The sequence below is a fragment of the Mesorhizobium loti genome (assembly GCA_014189435.1).
GTDB lineage: Bacteria > Pseudomonadota > Alphaproteobacteria > Rhizobiales > Rhizobiaceae > Mesorhizobium > Mesorhizobium loti_G.
Window position 1 is genome coordinate 5,924,180 of sequence record CP050293.1, and the last position, 17,815, is coordinate 5,941,994.

The following is a 17,815-nucleotide window of genomic DNA, read 5'->3' on the forward strand; positions in this document are numbered from 1 at the left end:
GCCGCCATGACGCCTGAACTGGTCATCTTCGACTGCGATGGCGTCCTGGTCGACAGCGAGGCACTGTCCGTCTCGGCGCTGCTCGGCATGATCAAGCTCGCCGGCGGCAGCGTCAGTGAGGATGCCGCCTACGAGCATTTCCTCGGCAAGAGCATGAAAAGCGTGCGCGAGATGCTCGGCCGCGACTTCGGACTTGAGATCACCGACCAGCACCTGACTGCGATGCGCGTCGAACTGATGCGCAGATTCCGCGAGGAACTGAAGCCGATCACCGGCGTCAAGGAGATGCTGCCGAGACTGGCACTGCCGTTCTGCGTCGCGTCCTCGGGCACGCTCGACCGCATCCGTTACGCGCTCGACGTCACCGGATTGCTCGGGCTGATGGAGCCGCATCTGTTCAGCGCCGCCATGGTGCCGCGCGGCAAGCCGGCGCCCGACCTGTTCCTGCACGCCGCCGCCAGCATGCGGGCCCATCCGCGCAAATGCCTCGTCGTCGAGGACAGCCCGGCCGGCATCATTGCGGCGCGGGCGGCGGGCATGCGCGTGTTTGCCTTCACCGGCGGCTCGCATGCCGGCAATCCCACATTGAAAGCGCGGCTTGCGTCGAGTGAACCGGACTTTATATTCGCTGACATGCTGCAATTGCCCGATCTGATTGCAGGCCTGGGAGCGAGAGTTAGAGCATCTTGACGAAACAGTTCGTTTGCGCGGTCGATGTCGGCACCGGGAGCGCTCGCGCGGGCATTCTCGACACCAGTGGCACCTTGCTCGGCCGCGCCGAGCGGCCGATCCTCATGAACCAGCCGAAGCCCGATCACGCCGAGCATGATTCGCGCGATATCTGGTCGGCCGTCTGCGCCGCCGTGCGCACTGCCCGCGAAAAGGCCGGCGTCGAGCCCGAGGATATTGTCGGCATTTCCTTCGACGCCACGTGTTCGCTGGTGGTGCGGGGTGTGGATGGCGGCCAGCTCAGCGTCTCGGTCACGGGCGACAGGCGCTGGGACACCATCGTCTGGCTCGACCACCGCGCCATTGCCGAGGCCGACGAATGCACGGCAAGCGGCCACGCCGTGCTGAATTACATCGGCGGCGTCATGTCGCCGGAAATGGCAACGCCGAAGCTGATGTGGCTGAAGCGCAACCTGCCCAAGACGTGGGCGCAGGCCGGCACTTTATTCGACCTCACCGATTTCCTGACCTGGCAAGCGACGGGCTCGCTGGCCCGTTCGCAATGCACGCTGACCGCCAAATGGACCTATCTGGCGCATGAAGAGACCGGCTGGCGCCGTGACTTCTTCGAGCTCGTCGGTCTCGACGATCTTTTCGAGCATGGCAATCTGCCCGAGAGGGCCAGCCCGGTCGGAACCGATATCGGCCGCCTGACGGCGCAAGCGGCGGCGGAGCTTGGCCTGAGCGAAAAATGCCGGGTCGGCGCCGGCGTCATCGATGCCTATGCTGGCGCGCTTGGCGTGCTTGGCGGTTTTGCCGGCGACGAACAGGACATCGGCCGGCATCTGGCGCTGATCGCCGGCACGTCGAGCTGCGTCATGGCGATGTCGCCCGACCCGCAGCCTTTCGCCGGTGTCTGGGGTCCTTACTACGGCGCGGCGCTGCCGAAGCTGTGGCTGTCGGAAGGCGGCCAGTCGGCAACCGGCGCCCTGCTCGACCACATCATCCGCTGGCACGGCGCCGGCGGCGAGCCGGATGCCGCCATGCATGCAAAGATCGCCAGGCGTGTCGCCGAGCTGCGCGCTGCCGAGGGTGAGAGCCTTGCCGCGAGGCTGCATGTGCTGCCGGATTTCCATGGCAACCGTTCGCCGCTCGCCGATCCGCACGCGGTCGGCGTCGTCAGCGGGCTGACGCTGGACTCCTCCTTCGACAGCCTGTGCAAGCTCTACTGGCGCACCGCCGTCGGCATCGCGCTCGGCGTGCGCCACGTGCTGGAGGCGCTGAACGAGAACGGCTATTTGATCGATACGCTGCATGTCACCGGCGGCCACACCAAGAACCCGCTGCTGATGGAGCTCTATGCCGACGCCACTGGCTGCACGGTGATCGAGCCGCTGGCCGACGAGGCGGTGCTGCTCGGCACCGGCATGGTCGCGGCAACCGCGGCCGGGCTGTTTCCCGATCTCACTGCGGCCTGTCTTGCCATGCAGCAAGGCGGCAGGACGCGCGCGTCGAACCCGAAATCATCCGGACGTTTCGACCGCGACTACAGGGTCTTCCTCGAGATGCACCGCCAACGGCAGATGCTGGACGCCATAAAGTAGAGCTACTGTCTCAGCAGGGATGCACCCGACTTGGCATCGAACAGATGCATGCTCTGTTCGTCGACCGTGTAGCGGACATGGCTGTTGACGGTAGGGCATTCGCGGGTTGGCACCAGCGCGCTGATTTCCTTGCCGCCGGAACCGAAGATCACCAGCGCGTCATTGCCATGAAACTCGATGAGATCGGCCGTGCCCTCCAGAAGACTGTCGGCATTGGCGCCGGCGGTCTTCAGGTCCGGAGGCCGGATACCAAGCACCGCACGCTCGCCGTGTTGAAGTTTGAAGCGTGAGCCATCGATGGTGAAGACGGTTCCGGCACTGGTCAGTGTCCAACCGTTGCCTTTGCGGCCGACAGTGACTTCGATGAAATTCATGTTCGGCGTCCCGATGAACCCGGCAACGAACAGATTGCCCGGCCGCTCGTAGATTTCCGCCGGCGAGCCGATCTGTTCGATCCTGCCGTCGCGCAACAGCACGATGCGGTCGGCGAGCGTCATCGCCTCCAGCTGGTCGTGGGTGACATAAACGGTGGTGGTCTTCAACGACTGGTGCAGCCGGGCGATCTCGATGCGCATGTGGTTGCGCAGCTTGGCATCCAGATTGGACAGCGGCTCGTCGAACAGGAACACTTTCGGTGTCTTGATCATGGCGCGGGCAATGGCGACACGCTGCTGCTGACCACCTGACAGTTCGGCCGGCTTGCGGCCGAGATAGGGATCCAGACCCAGCGTCTTCGAAACCGCCTCGACGCGCTTTTGTATCTCGGCCTTCGCCACTTTCTGCCGCTTCAGGCCGAAGGCGATGTTGTCGAAGATCGTCATGTGCGGATAGAGCGCGTAGTTCTGGAACACCATGGCAATGCCGCGGTCGCCCGGGTCGAGGTCGTTGACCACCTTGCCGCCGATCGAGACCTCACCGCCGCTGATGTCCTCCAACCCCGCCAGCATGCGCAGCAAGGTCGACTTGCCGCATCCGGAAGGGCCAAGGAAGACGACGAATTCATGTTCCTCGATGGCGAGGTTCAGGTCGCGGATGACAGTCGTGGCGCCATAGGATTTCTCGACATGGGAGCAGGTAATCGCGGACATGGTTGGGTCAGCCCTTCTCGCTCGAAATCAGGATCTGCAGCTTGACGTCTTCCGGCTTGCCCGCGGCCGCCCGCTCGAACGCCTCGATGCTGTCGTCGAAGGGATAGGTGCCGGTGATCAGCGGATTGAGGTCGACCTTGCCTGACGCGATCAGTTGCAGGGCGCGGTCGAAGATGTTGGCGTAGCGGAACACCGTCTCGATGCGCACTTCCTTCGATATGGCCGCCGGCACGTTGAGCGCCACCGGCTCGACCGGCAGCCCGACGAGGACCACCGCGCCGCCGGGGCGTACGACATCGAACAAATTGGCGAACGCCTTCGGGCTGCCGCTGGCCTCGAAGACGATATCGGCTCCCCAATTGTCGGTCGCCTCCGCCACCGCATCGACCAGCGACCGCTCGCCGATGTTGACCGGGACGATGCCCGGATAGCGCGCCGCAATGTCGAGCTTGGGGGCGGAGAAATCGGAAATCAGCACTTTCGAACAGCCGCCGGCAAGGGCCGCCAGCGCGATCATGATGCCGATCGGGCCGCAGCCGACGACGACCGCCACGTCGCCCGGAACGATGCGCGCGCGGGCAGCAGCCTGCATGCCGATAGCAAAGGGTTCGACCATCGCCCCTTCGGCGAAGGAGACGTTGTCCGGCAGCCTGTAGGTGAATGCCGCCGGATGGACGGCTTGCGGCGCAAGAATGCCATGCACCGGCGGCGTCGCCCAGAAGCTTACGTCGGGGTCGACATTGTAGATGCCGAGTTTCGTTGCCCGCGATGACAGGTTCGGCACGCCCGGCTCCATGCAGACGCGATCCCCGACCTTCAGCGCCCTGACATTGGCGCCAATTTCGACGATCGTTCCGGACGCTTCGTGGCCAAGCACCATCGGCGCGCGCACGACGTAGCTGCCGATGGCGCCATGGGTGTAGTAGTGCACGTCGCTGCCGCAGACACCGACCGTGTGGATGGCGATCCTGACGTCGTCCGGCCCGACATCGAGCGGCAACGCAATCTCGCGCAGGGCCAGCTCGCCCTTTTTCTCAAGAACCAAAGCCCGCATCGTGTCGTCCTCACTTCAAGTCTTTTTCTGCCGGAAAACGGAATTCAGGAAACCGCTGAGCACGCCGAGAAACAAAAGGGGTGGCAGCGACAAAAGCACGACCGAGGCATTCAGGATGCCCCACGGCACGTTCATGCCTTGCTGGGACAGTTCCGAAGCGACGATCGGCAAGGTCTTGGCGTTGGAGCTGGACAGCATCAGCGCGATCAGGAACTCGTTCCAGACCAGCACGAAGCTGAAGGCAACCGCACCGATCAGCGAGCGCGCCGCGACCGGCAGCGCGATGCGCCAAAACACCGAATAGGCGCCGTAGCCATCGACGAAGGCGGCTTCCTCGACCTCCTTCGGCACGGCCTGGAAGGCGGGGATGGCCAGCCACATGATCACCGAGATGGTGAGCAGCGAATAGGTGACGATCAGCGCCGCCAGCGTGTCGTAGAGCCCGAGCTGCAGCCAGATCACCATCAGCGGGATGGCCACCGCCACCGGCGGCAGGAAACGCAGCGACAGCACGAAGAACTGGATGTCGCCGGCCCAGCGGTTGGGATAACGCGCCACCGCATAAGCCGCAGGCAGGCCAAGCACAACGCCGATCAAAACCGCGACCCCGCAGGCGATCACCGAGTTGTAGAGGCCGGTCATGACGCTGTCGCGGCCGATGATGTAGCTGATGTTGGCCAGCGTCGGCGTGAACACCACGCGCGGAACGCGGGTGATGATGTCGACATTGTTCTTCAGCGAATTGAGCGCCGTCCACAGCAGCGGAAACACCGCCATGAAGCCGGCAAACGCCAGCACGGCCTTGCCGATCAGGCGGCCCAGTTTCATGCGAGATGGTCTCATGCCTGCACCCGCTTCCACAGCATGGTGAAGGTGATGACGGTGGCGATCATCATCAGCACGGCCATCGCCGAGGCGTAGGACACCTTGCCGGACTCGATGAAGCCTTGCGAGAACGCGTACATGTCGAGCGTTTCGGTCGCCACGCCCGGTCCGCCGCGGGTCATCACATAGATCAGGTCGAAGGAGCGCAGCGACTCGATCATCTTGACGAACATCAGGCTGATCAGCGGCGCCTTCAGCATCGGCAAGGTGACATAGGCGTGGATCTGCCAGCGCCTGGCGTGGTCGAGCCGTGCGGCCTCGATCGGCTGCGGCGGCAAGGTCTCCAGCAGCTTCAGCACGATGACGGCGAAGAACAGGCCCCATTGCCAGACATCGACCGATGCGACGGCAAACAATGCCGTCGCTGGCTTGGACAGCGGATCGAAGATCAGCCCGCCGGTCAGCAGCCGATAGGGGTAAGTGGCGATGCCGTAGAGCGGGTGGTAGGCGAACTTCCAGACGAAGGCTGCCGAGACACGCGGCAGCAGGACCGGGATGATGAACAGCAGGCAGTAGATGTTGCGCAGGCGCGGCGACGCCACCTCGAACATCAGCACGCCCAGTCCGATCGCCACGGCCATGGTCGCGACAACGGTGACGACCTCCCATTTCACCGACACCCAGACGGCGTTGAGAAAGCGGCGGTCGAAGAACAGGTCGACGAAATTCGAGAACCAGACATAGGAATAGGCCGTCGAGGACAGCTCGCGGTTCTGCAGGGCGATGACGATCGCGTAGAGCGTCGGCACCATCGACAGGATCAGAAGAATGACCAGCGTCGGCACGACGAAGGTGACCGGCAAGGATGAGCGTCGCGGCATCTGTCTATCCCTGGCTGCGTCTCGAGCGATTGAACATGGCTGGACCTCTTCGCGCGATGTCCAGCTCGAACGGCGGTGGTGAGAAAGGGAGACCCGCGGCGCACAGGTCCCGGCATTCACAGGAATGCCGCGGACCGCGCGCCGCAGGGGGGAGGATGGCTTATTTCTTCACCAGCTCGTTGGCATAGGCTTCGAGCTCGTTGAGGCCGCCCTTGACGTCGGTGCGGGTGCCGGTGACCAGTTCCTCGAGGATGATGCCCCAGCGGTCGCCAAGATCCGGCCAGCGCGGATCCTGCCAGAAGTTGACCGCCGTGACCTTGCCTGTCTCGGCCAGCGCCTGGCCGAGATCGGCGCCGTAAATGTCGGCGAATTCCTTGCTGGACAGGATGCTGGTGCGGTTCAGCTCACCGAACTGGTGGGCGTCGAGCCGGCGCTTCTCGTTTTCCTTCGATGTCGCCCACGCGATGAACAGGCCGGCGCATTTCTTCGAGGCATCGTCGGCATTGGCCTTTGCCGCGATGGCGAGGCCATGGCCATAGCCACCGCCGGTGAGCGGCGCCGGCGGCGGCAGGAAGCCGATCTTGCCGACCACCTGCGAGGTCTTCGGATCGACCGCCATGCCCGACAGAGGCGTCGATTCAACGAGGATGGCGACCTGGCCCGACAGGAAGGCGCCGGTCGATTCATCCCAACTGCCGGTCTGCGTGCCGGGCGCGGAATCCTTGAACAGCTTCAGGTAGGTTTCGGTCGCCTTGACGGCGGCATCCGAGTTGAAGGCCGGCTTGTCGCCATCGAACCACTGGCCGCCATAGGCCTTGAAGAACGGCATCCAGCGCCAGACATTGGCGCCCGAACCGCGTGCGCCGCGCAGCGCGATGCCGTAGATGCCCTTGTCCGGATTGGTCAGCTTCGGCACGTCGGCGATCAGTTCGTCCAGCGTCTTCGGCGGTTGGATGCCGGCTGCCTCCAGAATATCCTTGCGGTAGACCATCAGGTCGCCGCCGCCGGTCAGCGGCGCGAACCAGACCTTGCCGTCATAGGTGGCGACCTTCTGGCGGCCCGGATCGAAATCGGCATAGTCGTAGTCCGCCGGATAGTAGTCGGTGAGCGGCACGATCCATTTCGACGAGGCAAACAGCGCCACGTTGGCTTCATCGACATAGTAGACGTTGTAGTTGCCGACGGTGGACGCATCGGCGCGCGATTTCGCCCGGCGGTCGTTCTCATTGAGATAATCGATCTGAAAACTGGCGCCGGAGAGCTTCTGGAACTCGGCCTTGGAGTCCTCCAGAAGCGTCAGGCCGTCGCGTGGCTGCGCCAGCACCTTGACCGGCGCCGAGCAGACCGGCGCCTGCGCCAGGGCGATGGTGGAAACGGTAGCGGAAAGCATAAAAGCTGCGCCAAGGCTGGCAGCAAGCCGAATTGGTTTCATGATCTTTCTCCTCCAGGAACATTTCGCAGAAAGCGGAAGTCCTCGGGTTACGCGATCCTCACCATCGCCCGAGTGACGTGCCACCCATCGCCAAGATGCGGAGTTGCAGCGGGCCACGCTAGAAGCCCCGTTGCAGCAGACCTGTACTTTTATGCATTGTGCAGCGCAAAAACCGGCGCTCGAATACAGCGCCCGTCACGTGAGTATCGATCGAGCTTGAAACGGTGGTTTAGGACACGCCTATGCGCGCAATGTCAGCCGCTGTCGCGACAGCCGCCGATAGGACGATGGCGTCATCCGATGCTTGCGCATGAAGGCACGGTTGAAGTTCGAGATGTTCATGTAGCCGACCTGAAAACAGATGTCGGTGATCGGAACGTCGGTGTCCGCCAAGAGCTTGCAGGCTTGCCAGAGCCTGAGCTTGGCAAGGTGGTCGCTAAAGCTGTTGCCGGTGTTCTTCCGGAAGAACCGCGAAAACGTGCTCTCCGTCATGCCGGCCAGTTCCGCCACTTCAGGCAGTTTCAGATCCTCAGCGAAATGCTGGAACAAATAGGTCAGCGTGCGCTGGATGATGTCGAGCGAAGCGGCATCGAGAACCGGCGAGAAATCCGGTGACGACAGTAATTCATATTCGTCGGTCCTGGCGAGAAGATCGACGAGGTTCAGGAACAGGCAGAACCTGCTTAGCCCGCTAACTTCACCCATCCGCTCCATCAGCTCGGCGCCTTCCAGCGCGGCCTGGCCGTGAAAGACCATGCCGCGCAGCGAGCGTTCGAGGAACGGTTCCAGTTCGCGCAATTCCGGCAGCAGGCCCGCCGACCCCCGCAGCCTCTGCGCATCGAACTGCAGGACGATGTCGCGGCCTTCGATCAGCTCTCCTGACTGTACCGCGGTCACCCAATCATGCGGCAGACCGCCACCGACGATGGTCAGATAGCCCGGTCCGAACTCGCCGATGTGATCGCCGACCAGCACCACACCGGAGGATTTTCGCAGCAGATGGATCTCGTATTCCGGATGAAAGTTCCAGACATTGCGCTCCCACGGGTAGTCGTCGAGCCGCCACAGGAAACTGTCGCTCGCTTCGGTGACGATGTGCTCGAAGGACGGCGCTGTCCGCGGGATCGCGGCCGTGTTCTTTCTGCGCCTGAACTGCATCCTGCCTCCTGGAAAATCCGGGATCTGTCGTCGCACCTCGTCGTTCATGCAATCCGTAGCAGCCCATCGCCCGCATGTGAAATGGACCTCGGCGGCGCGCATTGATGGCCGGCTGTTCCGGCTGGCTCAATCTGTTCCCGCCCCTCCTCTCTTGCCTTCATGTCGCGTTTCGTACAAAAGCTGGCGCAAACGCCGCGAAGCCGAAGGTTTTGCCGTTTGACATGCGGATTCCGGCTCCTTGCCGACGCGCCGCAACTGGAAAGAGCAGGAAAATGTCTGCGATCGAAGCCGGCGCTCGCGCGCCGGAAAATCTTTGGCGTCAGGAAATCCGGGCAACGCTGGCGCTCGCCTGGCCGATGGTGCTGACCAATCTCGGCCAGACCGCGATGACGGCGACCGACGTCATGATGATGGGTCGGCTGGGGCCCGATACGCTGGCCAGTGGCGCGCTTGGCGCCAACCTCTATTTCATGCCGCTGATCTTCGGCCTCGGCCTGATGCTGGCGACCTCGCCGATGATCGCGACCGAGCTCGGCCGCCGCCGCTATTCGGTGCGCGACCTGCGCCGCACCGTGCGCCAGGGCCTGTGGCTGGCGATCCTGATCTCGCTCCCGATCTGGCTCGTGCTTTGGCACGGTGAAGCCATTCTATTGGCCATGGGCCAGGACCCGGTGCTGGCCCATCAGGCCGGCATCTATCTGCGCTGGCTCGAATGGGCGGTGCTGCCCTTCTACGGCTATATCGTGCTGCGCTCGTTCATCTCGGCGCTGGAGCGGCCGGGCTGGGCGCTGGTCATCGTCTTCGTCGCCGTCGCCTGCAACGTCTTCTTCAACTGGGTGTTCATGTTCGGCAATCTCGGCGTCGCCCCGATGGGCATTGCCGGCTCAGGCCTTGCCACCTCGCTGTCCTCAACGCTGATGTTCATCGGCCTGGCTGTTGTGGTGATGCTAGAGAAGAAGTTCCGGCGTTACCGTCTGTTCGGCCGTTTCTGGCGCGCCGACTGGCCGCGCTTCAAGGGTCTGTTGCGGCTCGGCCTGCCGATCGCCGGCATTTTGGCCTTCGAGGTAACGATCTTCAATGCGGCAGCGCTGCTGATGGGCCTGATCGATGCGGATTCGCTGGCCGCGCATGCCATCGCCATCCAGATCGCCTCGATCTCCTTCATGGTGCCGCTTGGCCTCAACCAGGCGGTGACGGTGCGCGTCGGCCTTGCGCACGGCGCCGGCAATCCGGAAGGCGTTTCGCGCGCCGGCTGGACCGCCTTTGTCATCGGCGTTTCGTTCATGGCGCTGATGGGACTGGTGATGATCCTGTGGCCGCATCCGCTGATCAGCGCCTTCATCGATCTGAGCAACCCGGCCAATGCCAGGGTGATCGCGCTTGCCGTGTCGTTCCTGGCCTTTGCCGCGCTGTTCCAGGTCTTCGACGGCGCGCAGGCGGTTGCCGCCGGCATGCTGCGCGGCCTGCACGACACCAAGGTGCCGATGATCTATGCCGCGATCGGCTATTGGGGCGTCGGCCTGCCGCTCGGCGTGCTGCTCGCCTTCCATTTTGGCCTGCACGGCGTCGGCATTTGGATCGGCCTGTCATCGGGGCTGGCCGTGGTGGCGGCGCTGCTTCTCGGGCGCTGGCTGCGGCGGGATCGATTGGCGCCGTCGGTTGCTTTTGGTCACTGAACCAGACGGTTGCCAGGTGCCCGGCGGCCGTTGTCCTATGGACATCGGCTCATTGAACGACGCCTCCAGAACGCCCGGCGCCGCGATGCAGGCGGTCAGAATGTCGGCGGCGTGTTGACCCAGAGGATACGGACCGTGGTCGAACCGATATTGCGGTAGCCGTGGCCGAGTTCGGAGTTGAAATAGAACGCGTCGCCGGCATCGAGCGCCACCACGTTCGCCTCGACCAGCAACTCGACAGAACCTTCGAGCACGTAGCCGAATTCCTGCCCCTTATGGCTGATCAACTCGAGGCTGCCGCCACCGGCCTCGATCACGTGGATGTTGATCTGCAGCAGATATTCCGGGCCGGATGGCACCAATTGCTCGAGCACGACATGGTTGCCCGAACGCCGGTGTCCCGTCTCCATGTGCTGACGCTCGTTTTGTCGCAACACGAACACTTCCGAGGCATTGTGCTGTAGCGTGCCGAACATCGCGTTCATGTTGATGCCCAGCGCCTGCACCAGCCGGTGCAGAGCCGCCATCGAGGGCGTCGCGCGGTCGTTCTCAATCTTCGAGAGATAACCTTCTGTTAGCCCGATGCGGGCGCCGAGCTCCTCCAGACTGAGGCCAAGCACTTGTCTGGCATGGCGCAGCTTGACGCCGATCCTCGGGGTTCCGTTTCTATCGCGCATGTCAGATCCGCATCTTCATCCAGTCCGCCAGCTTCGCCAACAGGAAATCGACTTCCGCCTCGGTATTATAATGGGCCAACCCTATGCGCACGACGCCGTTGCGGTCCGCAAGCCCCAGCCGCTTGATTGGCTCCAAACCGTAATTGTGGCCGTGCCAGAGATAGATGCCTTCTTTTGCCATTGCCTTGGCGATGTCGGCGGGATCGGTCCCGTCGACGGTGATCGACACGGTCGGAACCCGGCGCGCCTGCGCCGCCGCATCGGTTATACCCTGGATGACGACGCCATCAATTCTGGACAGTCCGGCAATCAGCCGTGCTGTCAGGACGCGCTCATAACGGTCAGCGACTTCAATGCCGGCGACGATGCGCTCACGCCGCGTCGCCTGCGGGTGGATATTGCCGAAGGACTGTCCGAGCCAGGCATAGTGCTCGACCGCGCCAAGCACCCCGGCAAGCGCCTCGCGGCTAGTCGTCCCCGTCTCGAATTTTCCAGGTGGCGTGTTCGAAGCCGCGCGCACCTTATAGGCGGTCAGCGCCTGCAGCAGATCGAACCGGCCCCACAACACCCCGTGATGCGGTCCGAAAAATTTGTAGGCCGAGCAGACCAGGAAATCACAGCCAATCTCCTGGACGTCGATCACCCCATGCGGCGCGAACTGCACCGCGTCGATATAGCTCAGCGCCCCGACCGCGCGTGCGCGCTGCGCGATCCGCTTCACATCGTTGATCGTGCCGGTAACGTTGCTGGCATACCCGACAGCGACCAGCTTGACCTCCTCGTCGATAGTCGCCTCCAGCGTCGACAGGTTGAGTTCGAACGTTTTTGGATCAAGGTCGATCCAGCGCACTTCAAGCCCCCGGTCCTCCGCCAGCATCAGCCAGGGTGCGACGTTGGCGTCATGATCCATGCGCGTCAGCACGATGGCGTCGCCGGCGTTCAGATCGCGGCCGATGGCGCGCGAGACGGCGAAAGTCAGAGTCGTCATGTTCTGGCCGAACACCACCTCACGCCGGTCCGCGGCATTGAAGAAATCGGCCATCGCTTGATGCGCGTCGTCGACCATCGCCTGGGCCGCAAGTGAGGTTTCGAAATAGCCACCGAGATTGGCGTTGGTCTCGATCATGGCACGCGTCATACGCTCGATCGATCGGCTCGCCATCTGGGTTCCCGCGGGATTGTCAAAGAAAATCCGCTGCTTCGGCGCGGCACCTCTCGCCATCGCCGGAAAAGCATCGCGGACTGTGTCTATATCCATGTCTGAATTCCGTGTCTGATGATCGTTGTGCGGCGGTCCCTAGACCGCCGCCAGCTGCGGTTTCAGGCGTTCAGCTGGCCGCTTCATGGATCGCGACAGCGCGGGCTGGAAAGCCGGACCCGGCCTTTGGCTTTGGCCAGCTTGCCATTATCAACGCTCCGGCTTCGGGCACCTTGTCGAGATTGGCCAAGAGCTCGATCTGCCAGCAGTCGCGGGACAGCACATAGTATTCCAGGCTTGCATCGCCTGCCGAAGTGGCGCGGCCGGGATCGGTGTCCATGCCCTCGTGCCCGATCGCAGTGACGCCGCGGCGTTCCAAAAGCTCCTCCAGCACCGGCTTCGACCAGCCCGGTGCATGCGAGATACCGTCGGGCGACTTGTTCTGAAACGTCTCGGGGTCTGGCCAGCGCGGCCACCACCCGGTGCGAAGCGCGACAAAACACTTCTCCGGGATACGGCCGTTCCGGGTCTCCCAGGCGGAAATGTCGTCCAGCGTCGGCGTCGCGTCGGGATCGGCGGCGACCCTGTCGCTGATGTCGAGGATGACTAGCGGCAGAAGCATCTCCGACACCGGCAGTTGGTCGATCGAGCGGCCGCCGTCAATGAAATGCACCGGCGGGTCGACATGGGTGCCCCATTGCCCGACGAAGGCGTAGTGGTGGACCTGGAAGGCGTCGCCCTTCGAAAAATCGAGCAACGCACCACGCTCCTCGTCCGGGAAGGCCGGGAAATGCGGCTGGCCCGGATGAAAGGCATGCGTCAGGTCGGTGAAGGTCGCGGCGGAGAGCCGCGACCTGTAGATGTCCCAAAGCGAACCCGGAATGGACAAGATCACGGCTCGGCGACGAAGGTCGGTGCCGCTTCACTTGCCAGGACAAGCTTGCCGTCCTTGACACTGATGACCGAGACCGACTTGTCCGGCACAGAAATGCCCGGACGGTAGGTGATCGTGCCGGTCACGCCGTCGAGCCCGGACGTGGCGGCCAGCGCGTCGCGGATCTTGGCCGGATCCGGCGCGCCGGCGCGCTTGATTGCGTCGGCCATCAGCTTGACCGAGTCGTAGCCGAGCGCAGCGAAGGCGTTCTCCGGGGCATTGCCGACCGACTTGGTGTAGGCGTCGATGAAGGCCTGCACCTTCGGGGTGGCGCCCTCACCGATATAGGCGTGGGTGGTGAAGTAGGTGTCCTTGGCCGCGTCGCCGCCGACCTGGATCAGCAAGGGCGTGTCGTAGCCGTCGCCGCCGACCACCGGCAGGTTGATGCCGGCCTGGCGCATCTGCTTCAAGATCAGGCCGATTTCCTCGGCATTCGACGAGGCATAGACGAAGTCAGGCTGCGGCGACAGCGCCTTCAGTTTGGCGATCTGGGCGGTAAAGGTCTTGTCGCCGATCTTGTAAGTGTCGCGCTCCAAAATCTTGCCCCCGCCATGCTCGTAGGCGGTGACGAAGTAGTCCGACAGCAGCGTTGTGTATTCGGTGCCGATGTCGGTCAGCAGGTAGGCCGTCTTGCCGTTCAGCTTGTTCAGCGCAAATTCCGCGCCAACCGCAGCCTGAACGTTGTCGCCGAAAGCGGCGAGGAAGATCTCGTTACCGAGCTGGCTCGGCAATTTCGGCGAGGTCGCGCCGGGCGTGATGAATGGTATCTGCGCCTTCTGGACCTGCGGTCCGATGGCCAGCACCGAGTCGGAATCGGCGAAGCCGATGATGCCGACGACCTTGTCGCTGTCGATCAACTGGCTGGCGACGGTCGAGATCGTCGTCGAATCGCTCTTGGAGTCGTAGACTACCAGTTCTATCTGCTGGCCGAGCACGCCGCCGGCGGCGTTGATTTGGCTTGCTGCCAGCTTGGCGCCATTCAGCATCGGACCGTCGAGCGAGGCCTGAATGCCGGTCAGGTTTGCCGGATAGCCAATCTTGATCGTGTCGGCAGCAAGTGCCGTGCTGGCCGAGGCAAGCGCGAAGAATGCGCCCAGTCCCAGGCCGATGGTGCCGCGTCGAGTGAGTTTGATCATCGTTTTCGTTCCTCTGTCTGGTTCACCTTTGCCGATCCTTGGGTTAATCCGAACGTAAGCTCCCGGTCCCCCATGATCCCCTTCGGCCGGAAGATCATGATTAGAATGAAGATGAAGCCGAGCACGATCTGGCTGGCGCCAAACAGGGCTGGCACAGCGAAATCGCCGATCGTGAAGCCGCGTTCGACCGAGCGCAAAACCTCCGACAACAGCGAAACGCAGATGACGCCGACCAGCGCGCCGGTCAGGGAGCCCATGCCGCCCAGCACCAGCATGGTGATCAGGCTCATCGTCAGCGCGAAGTAAAAGGTGTTTGGCGAAAACGAGCCGAGATAATGCGCGTAGAGCGACCCGCCGACCCCTGAGAAGAAAGCACCGATGACGAAGGCGATCAGCCTGGTCCGCAGCACGCCGATACCGACGGCGCTGGCCGCGATGGTGTCGTCGCGCACCGCCTTCATGGCGCGTCCGAAAGGCGAATAGACCAGGCGCGCCAGCACGAACAGCGTGATGGCCAGCCAACCCATCACCCAGGGCAACGTCGTCTCCAGCGGCACGCCGGTGAAAGTGCGGGCGCCTCGGGTGAAATCCGACGCATTGATCAGCACCACGTTGACGATAATCAAGAATCCCATCGTCGCCACCGAAACGAAATAGCCCGACAGGCGCATCAAGGGATAACCGACGACCACCGCAAGCAGCGCGGTCAGAAGACCTGCCACCAGCGTCGCCGGCAGGAAGGGGAGGCTGAAAGCATGCAGAAACGTCGGCAGATGCGGCAGCAATGCCATCTTCTGCTGCACCGGGATCGACAGGATCCCCGAAATATACGCGCCGGCGCCGATGAATCCGACATGACCGAGCGAAAACACGCCCGTAAAACCGTTGCTCAGCGACAGCGCCAGCACCAGGATCGCATTCAGCGCGATCAGCAGGATAATCCGGACGAAATAGTCGCTCAGCACGTGCGGCGCACCGAAAGCGACGACTGCTCCCGCCACCAGGGCGACGAAGACCAGGAGTGTGATCCGCGCTTCCCGGCTCACAGCTTTATCTCCCGGTTTGGCTGGAGCAGCCCGCCCGGGCGCACCAGTAGAAAGGCGATCAGCACGGCGAAGACGATTGCGTCGCGATAGGACGAGACGCTGCTCGGCAGGAATGCGACGATGAAGATCTCCAGCGCGCCCAATATGTAACCGCCGACCAGGGCGCCCGCGATCGACCCGAAGCCGCCGATGATCGCCGCCACGAAAGCCTTCAGGAGCGGCGTGAAGCCCATCTGCGGCTGCACCACGCCGGCCTGTGCCGCCCACAGAATGCCGGCGAGGCCGGCATAGGCGGATGCGACGATGAAGGCGACGATGATCAGCCGGTTGACGTTGAGTCCGACAAGATGTGCCGCCGACATGTCCTCGGCTGCGGCGCGCATGCCGAGCCCAGTCGTGGTGCGCGTGATGAACCAGCCGAGGAGCAGCAGCGACACGAAGGTCAGCGCGATGGTCAGGAGATTGATGCTGGTGAAGGTGATGGCGCCGTTCGACACTTCCCAGGAGGTGTTGAGAATATCGGGGAGTGGAAAATTGCGCGGCGAGGAGGTGAACACCAGGATGCCGACGTTCTCGATGATGTAGGTGACGGCCAGGCTTGTCAGCAGTCGCGCGACGTCGGGCGCGTCGCGGATCGGACGATAGGCGATGCGTTCGATGAGGAAGCCCGCGATGGCGGCCGCAGCGATGCCGCAGATCACGGCGACCGGGAACGGAACACCGATGCCGACCAGCAAGGCAACCCCGAAGGCGCCTACCATCATGACGTCGCCATGCGCGAAATTGGTCAGCTTGAGGACGCCGAAGACGATCGACAGACCGACCGCCACCAGTGCGTAGAGGCTGCCTAGGCTCACCGCGTTGACGATCTGCTGCAGGATATAGTCCAGCTTGGTCATGTTGCCGCCCCGAGATATGCCTGCGCCACGCGTTCGCTGTCGCGCAGTTCCGCGGACCGGCCCGAAAGCGCCACCTGACCCGTGCGCAGCACATAGGCGCGGTCGGCGAGATCCAGGGCAAGCGTGATGTTCTGTTCCACCAGCAGCATCGTCATGCCCTGGCGCTTGAGTTCGGCAAGCGCGCTGAAGATGTGGCGTACCAGCAGCGGCGCAACGCCGAGCGAAGGCTCGTCGAGCAGCAGCAGGCGCGGCGCCGCCATCAGCGCACGCGCCAGGGCAAGCTGCTGCTGTTCGCCGCCCGACAGCGTGCCGGCCAGCTGCTTCAGCCTTTGCTTGAGAATCGGGAACAGCGTGAACATGCGCTCGCTGTCTCTAGCGACGGCCTCCTTGTCGGTGCGGGTGCAGGCGCCGAGTCGCAGATTGTCGGCTACCGTCAGGCCGCCGAACAGGCGCCTGCCCTCCGGGCTCTGCGCGATGCCCAGACCTACGATCCGCGACGGGGCGATACCTCCAATCGGCTTGCCATCGAAGATGATCTTGCCGCTGCGCGGCCGCGACAGACCGGAAATGGTGCGCAAGGTCGTGCTCTTGCCGGCGCCGTTGGCCCCCACCAGTGCCACCACCTCGCCGGCATGGACGTCGAGCGAAATGCCCTTCAGCGCACGCACCGCGCCGAAATTGACCTCGAGGTTCTCGACGCTGAGCAAAACGGGGCTAGGCGTGGCCAAGATACGCCTCCCGCACTTTCGGGTGTTCGCGTACCTGCTCCGGTGTTCCGACGCAGATCACCTCGCCAGTCGCCAGCACCTGGATGCGTTCGCACAGCGCCATGATCAGGTCCATGTCGTGCTCGACAACGACCACGGTTACGCCGTAGCGGTCACGGATCGTCCGGATCAGCGTTGCCAACACCTTGGTCTCGTTGGAATCAAGCCCGGCTGCGGGCTCGTCGAGCAGCAGCAGCTGCGGGCCGGTCGCGAGCGCTCGCGCAATCTCCAGCCGCCGCTGATCGCCGTAAGGAAGATCCGCGGCGGTCCTGCCGGCCTGCGCTGTCAGGCCCATGAGGTCGAGGAGTTCGTCGGCCTTCCGCTGCGTCGCGGCCACCCGCTCGCGATAGCGCTGACCGCGCAGCACGGTATCGGCGGGGCCGACAGGATGGCGCAGCTGCGCCGCCGTCAGCACGTTCTGTGCGACGCTGAGGCTGCCGAACAGGCGAGAACCCTGGAAGGTGCGGGCGATGCCCATCGCGACGATCTGCGATGTGCGCAGGCCGACGATCGAACGGCCCTTCATCTCGATGCTACCGGAATTCGGCTGGGAGAAGCCGGTGATCAGGTTGAAAAGCGTGCTCTTGCCCGAGCCATTCGGGCCGATCACCCCAACGATTTCACCTTCGTGGAGCTCGATGGAATGATCCCGCAGGGCAACCAGCCCTCGGAAGGCTTTTGTCAGCCCAACCGTCCTCAACAGCACTCGACTCGACTGTCTATCCACGCGCCGGTTTGCCCCCTGTCCGCCCTCGCCGCCCCGTTCGGCCC

Annotated in this window: 17 protein-coding genes; 3 read left to right on the forward strand and 14 right to left on the reverse strand. The window is 63.5% G+C overall.

Features of this window, described 5'->3' with window-relative positions:
- Positions 1-6 precede the first annotated feature (6 nt).
- Complete coding sequence (locus tag HB777_28340) at positions 7-690, forward strand: HAD family hydrolase (GenBank protein ID QND67456.1); 684 nt, start codon at positions 7-9, stop codon at positions 688-690.
- On the forward strand, positions 687-2,273 hold the full coding sequence (locus HB777_28345) for an FGGY-family carbohydrate kinase (protein QND67457.1): 1,587 nt from the start codon (positions 687-689) through the stop codon (positions 2,271-2,273). Before HB777_28340 ends, HB777_28345 begins: the two co-directional genes overlap by 4 nt.
- A gap of 2 nt (positions 2,274-2,275) precedes the next feature.
- On the opposite strand, the gene ugpC is transcribed toward HB777_28345, so the two are convergent.
- The 6 genes from ugpC to HB777_28375 form a co-directional block, all read right to left on the reverse strand.
- A complete protein-coding gene (ugpC, locus tag HB777_28350; GenBank protein ID QND67458.1) occupies positions 2,276-3,361 on the reverse strand; it encodes a sn-glycerol-3-phosphate ABC transporter ATP-binding protein UgpC in 1,086 nt (361 codons plus the stop codon).
- 7 nt (positions 3,362-3,368) lie between these two features.
- Complete coding sequence (locus HB777_28355) at positions 3,369-4,415, reverse strand: NAD(P)-dependent alcohol dehydrogenase (GenBank protein ID QND67459.1); 1,047 nt, start codon at positions 4,413-4,415, stop codon at positions 3,369-3,371.
- Positions 4,416-4,430: 15 nt separating this feature from the next.
- Positions 4,431-5,243 (reverse strand): carbohydrate ABC transporter permease, encoded by an 813-nt coding sequence (locus tag HB777_28360; protein ID QND67460.1) that lies wholly within the window; start codon positions 5,241-5,243, stop codon positions 4,431-4,433.
- Positions 5,244-5,254: 11 nt separating this feature from the next.
- Positions 5,255-6,121: a sugar ABC transporter permease gene (locus HB777_28365; GenBank protein ID QND67461.1), complete on the reverse strand. Its 867-nt coding sequence runs from the start codon at positions 6,119-6,121 to the stop codon at positions 5,255-5,257.
- Positions 6,122-6,281: 160 nt separating this feature from the next.
- On the reverse strand, positions 6,282-7,553 hold the full coding sequence (locus tag HB777_28370; protein ID QND67462.1) for a sugar ABC transporter substrate-binding protein: 1,272 nt from the start codon (positions 7,551-7,553) through the stop codon (positions 6,282-6,284).
- Positions 7,554-7,793: 240 nt separating this feature from the next.
- Positions 7,794-8,711, reverse strand: a complete 918-nt coding sequence (locus HB777_28375; GenBank protein QND67463.1) for a helix-turn-helix transcriptional regulator — start codon at positions 8,709-8,711, stop codon at positions 7,794-7,796.
- 272 nt (positions 8,712-8,983) lie between these two features.
- On the opposite strand from HB777_28375, the gene HB777_28380 reads away from it, so the two are divergent.
- Positions 8,984-10,387 (forward strand): MATE family efflux transporter, encoded by a 1,404-nt coding sequence (locus HB777_28380; GenBank protein QND67464.1) that lies wholly within the window; start codon positions 8,984-8,986, stop codon positions 10,385-10,387.
- 95 nt (positions 10,388-10,482) lie between these two features.
- On the opposite strand, the gene HB777_28385 is transcribed toward HB777_28380, so the two are convergent.
- The 8 genes from HB777_28385 to HB777_28420 form a co-directional block, all read right to left on the reverse strand.
- Positions 10,483-11,064, reverse strand: a complete 582-nt coding sequence (locus tag HB777_28385) for a cupin domain-containing protein (protein ID QND67465.1) — start codon at positions 11,062-11,064, stop codon at positions 10,483-10,485.
- A 1-nt stretch (position 11,065) separates the two neighbouring features.
- Positions 11,066-12,322, reverse strand: a complete 1,257-nt coding sequence (locus HB777_28390) for a cysteine desulfurase-like protein (GenBank protein ID QND67466.1) — start codon at positions 12,320-12,322, stop codon at positions 11,066-11,068.
- A 70-nt stretch (positions 12,323-12,392) separates the two neighbouring features.
- On the reverse strand, positions 12,393-13,151 hold the full coding sequence (locus HB777_28395; GenBank protein QND67467.1) for a cyclase family protein: 759 nt from the start codon (positions 13,149-13,151) through the stop codon (positions 12,393-12,395).
- 2 nt (positions 13,152-13,153) lie between these two features.
- Entirely contained in the window at positions 13,154-14,332 is a 1,179-nt protein-coding gene (locus HB777_28400; protein ID QND67468.1) for an ABC transporter substrate-binding protein, read from the reverse strand.
- Positions 14,329-15,378: a branched-chain amino acid ABC transporter permease gene (locus tag HB777_28405; protein ID QND67469.1), complete on the reverse strand. Its 1,050-nt coding sequence runs from the start codon at positions 15,376-15,378 to the stop codon at positions 14,329-14,331. Before HB777_28405 ends, HB777_28400 begins: the two co-directional genes overlap by 4 nt.
- Positions 15,375-16,277: a branched-chain amino acid ABC transporter permease gene (locus HB777_28410; GenBank protein ID QND67470.1), complete on the reverse strand. Its 903-nt coding sequence runs from the start codon at positions 16,275-16,277 to the stop codon at positions 15,375-15,377. Before HB777_28410 ends, HB777_28405 begins: the two co-directional genes overlap by 4 nt.
- The gene (locus tag HB777_28415; protein QND67471.1) at positions 16,274-17,005 is read right to left on the reverse strand and encodes an ABC transporter ATP-binding protein; all 732 of its coding nucleotides are present in this window, start codon (positions 17,003-17,005) and stop codon (positions 16,274-16,276) included. Before HB777_28415 ends, HB777_28410 begins: the two co-directional genes overlap by 4 nt.
- The gene (locus HB777_28420; protein QND68934.1) at positions 16,992-17,771 is read right to left on the reverse strand and encodes an ABC transporter ATP-binding protein; all 780 of its coding nucleotides are present in this window, start codon (positions 17,769-17,771) and stop codon (positions 16,992-16,994) included. Before HB777_28420 ends, HB777_28415 begins: the two co-directional genes overlap by 14 nt.
- Positions 17,772-17,815 lie beyond the last annotated feature (44 nt).

Bases quoted from the DNA above. Each gene is read 5' to 3' on its own strand.
- HB777_28340 (QND67456.1), top strand. From the start codon at position 7: ATGACGCCTGAACTGGTCATCTTCGACTGCGATGGCGTCCTGGTCGAC.
- ugpC (QND67458.1), bottom strand. From the start codon at position 3,361: ATGTCCGCGATTACCTGCTCCCATGTCGAGAAATCCTATGGCGCCACG.
- HB777_28355 (QND67459.1), bottom strand. From the start codon at position 4,415: ATGCGGGCTTTGGTTCTTGAGAAAAAGGGCGAGCTGGCCCTGCGCGAG.
- HB777_28360 (QND67460.1), bottom strand. From the start codon at position 5,243: ATGAAACTGGGCCGCCTGATCGGCAAGGCCGTGCTGGCGTTTGCCGGC.
- HB777_28365 (QND67461.1), bottom strand. From the start codon at position 6,121: ATGCCGCGACGCTCATCCTTGCCGGTCACCTTCGTCGTGCCGACGCTG.
- HB777_28370 (QND67462.1), bottom strand. From the start codon at position 7,553: ATGAAACCAATTCGGCTTGCTGCCAGCCTTGGCGCAGCTTTTATGCTT.
- HB777_28375 (QND67463.1), bottom strand. From the start codon at position 8,711: ATGCAGTTCAGGCGCAGAAAGAACACGGCCGCGATCCCGCGGACAGCG.
- HB777_28380 (QND67464.1), top strand. From the start codon at position 8,984: ATGTCTGCGATCGAAGCCGGCGCTCGCGCGCCGGAAAATCTTTGGCGT.
- HB777_28385 (QND67465.1), bottom strand. From the start codon at position 11,064: ATGCGCGATAGAAACGGAACCCCGAGGATCGGCGTCAAGCTGCGCCAT.
- HB777_28390 (QND67466.1), bottom strand. From the start codon at position 12,322: ATGGATATAGACACAGTCCGCGATGCTTTTCCGGCGATGGCGAGAGGT.
- HB777_28400 (QND67468.1), bottom strand. From the start codon at position 14,332: ATGATCAAACTCACTCGACGCGGCACCATCGGCCTGGGACTGGGCGCA.
- HB777_28410 (QND67470.1), bottom strand. From the start codon at position 16,277: ATGACCAAGCTGGACTATATCCTGCAGCAGATCGTCAACGCGGTGAGC.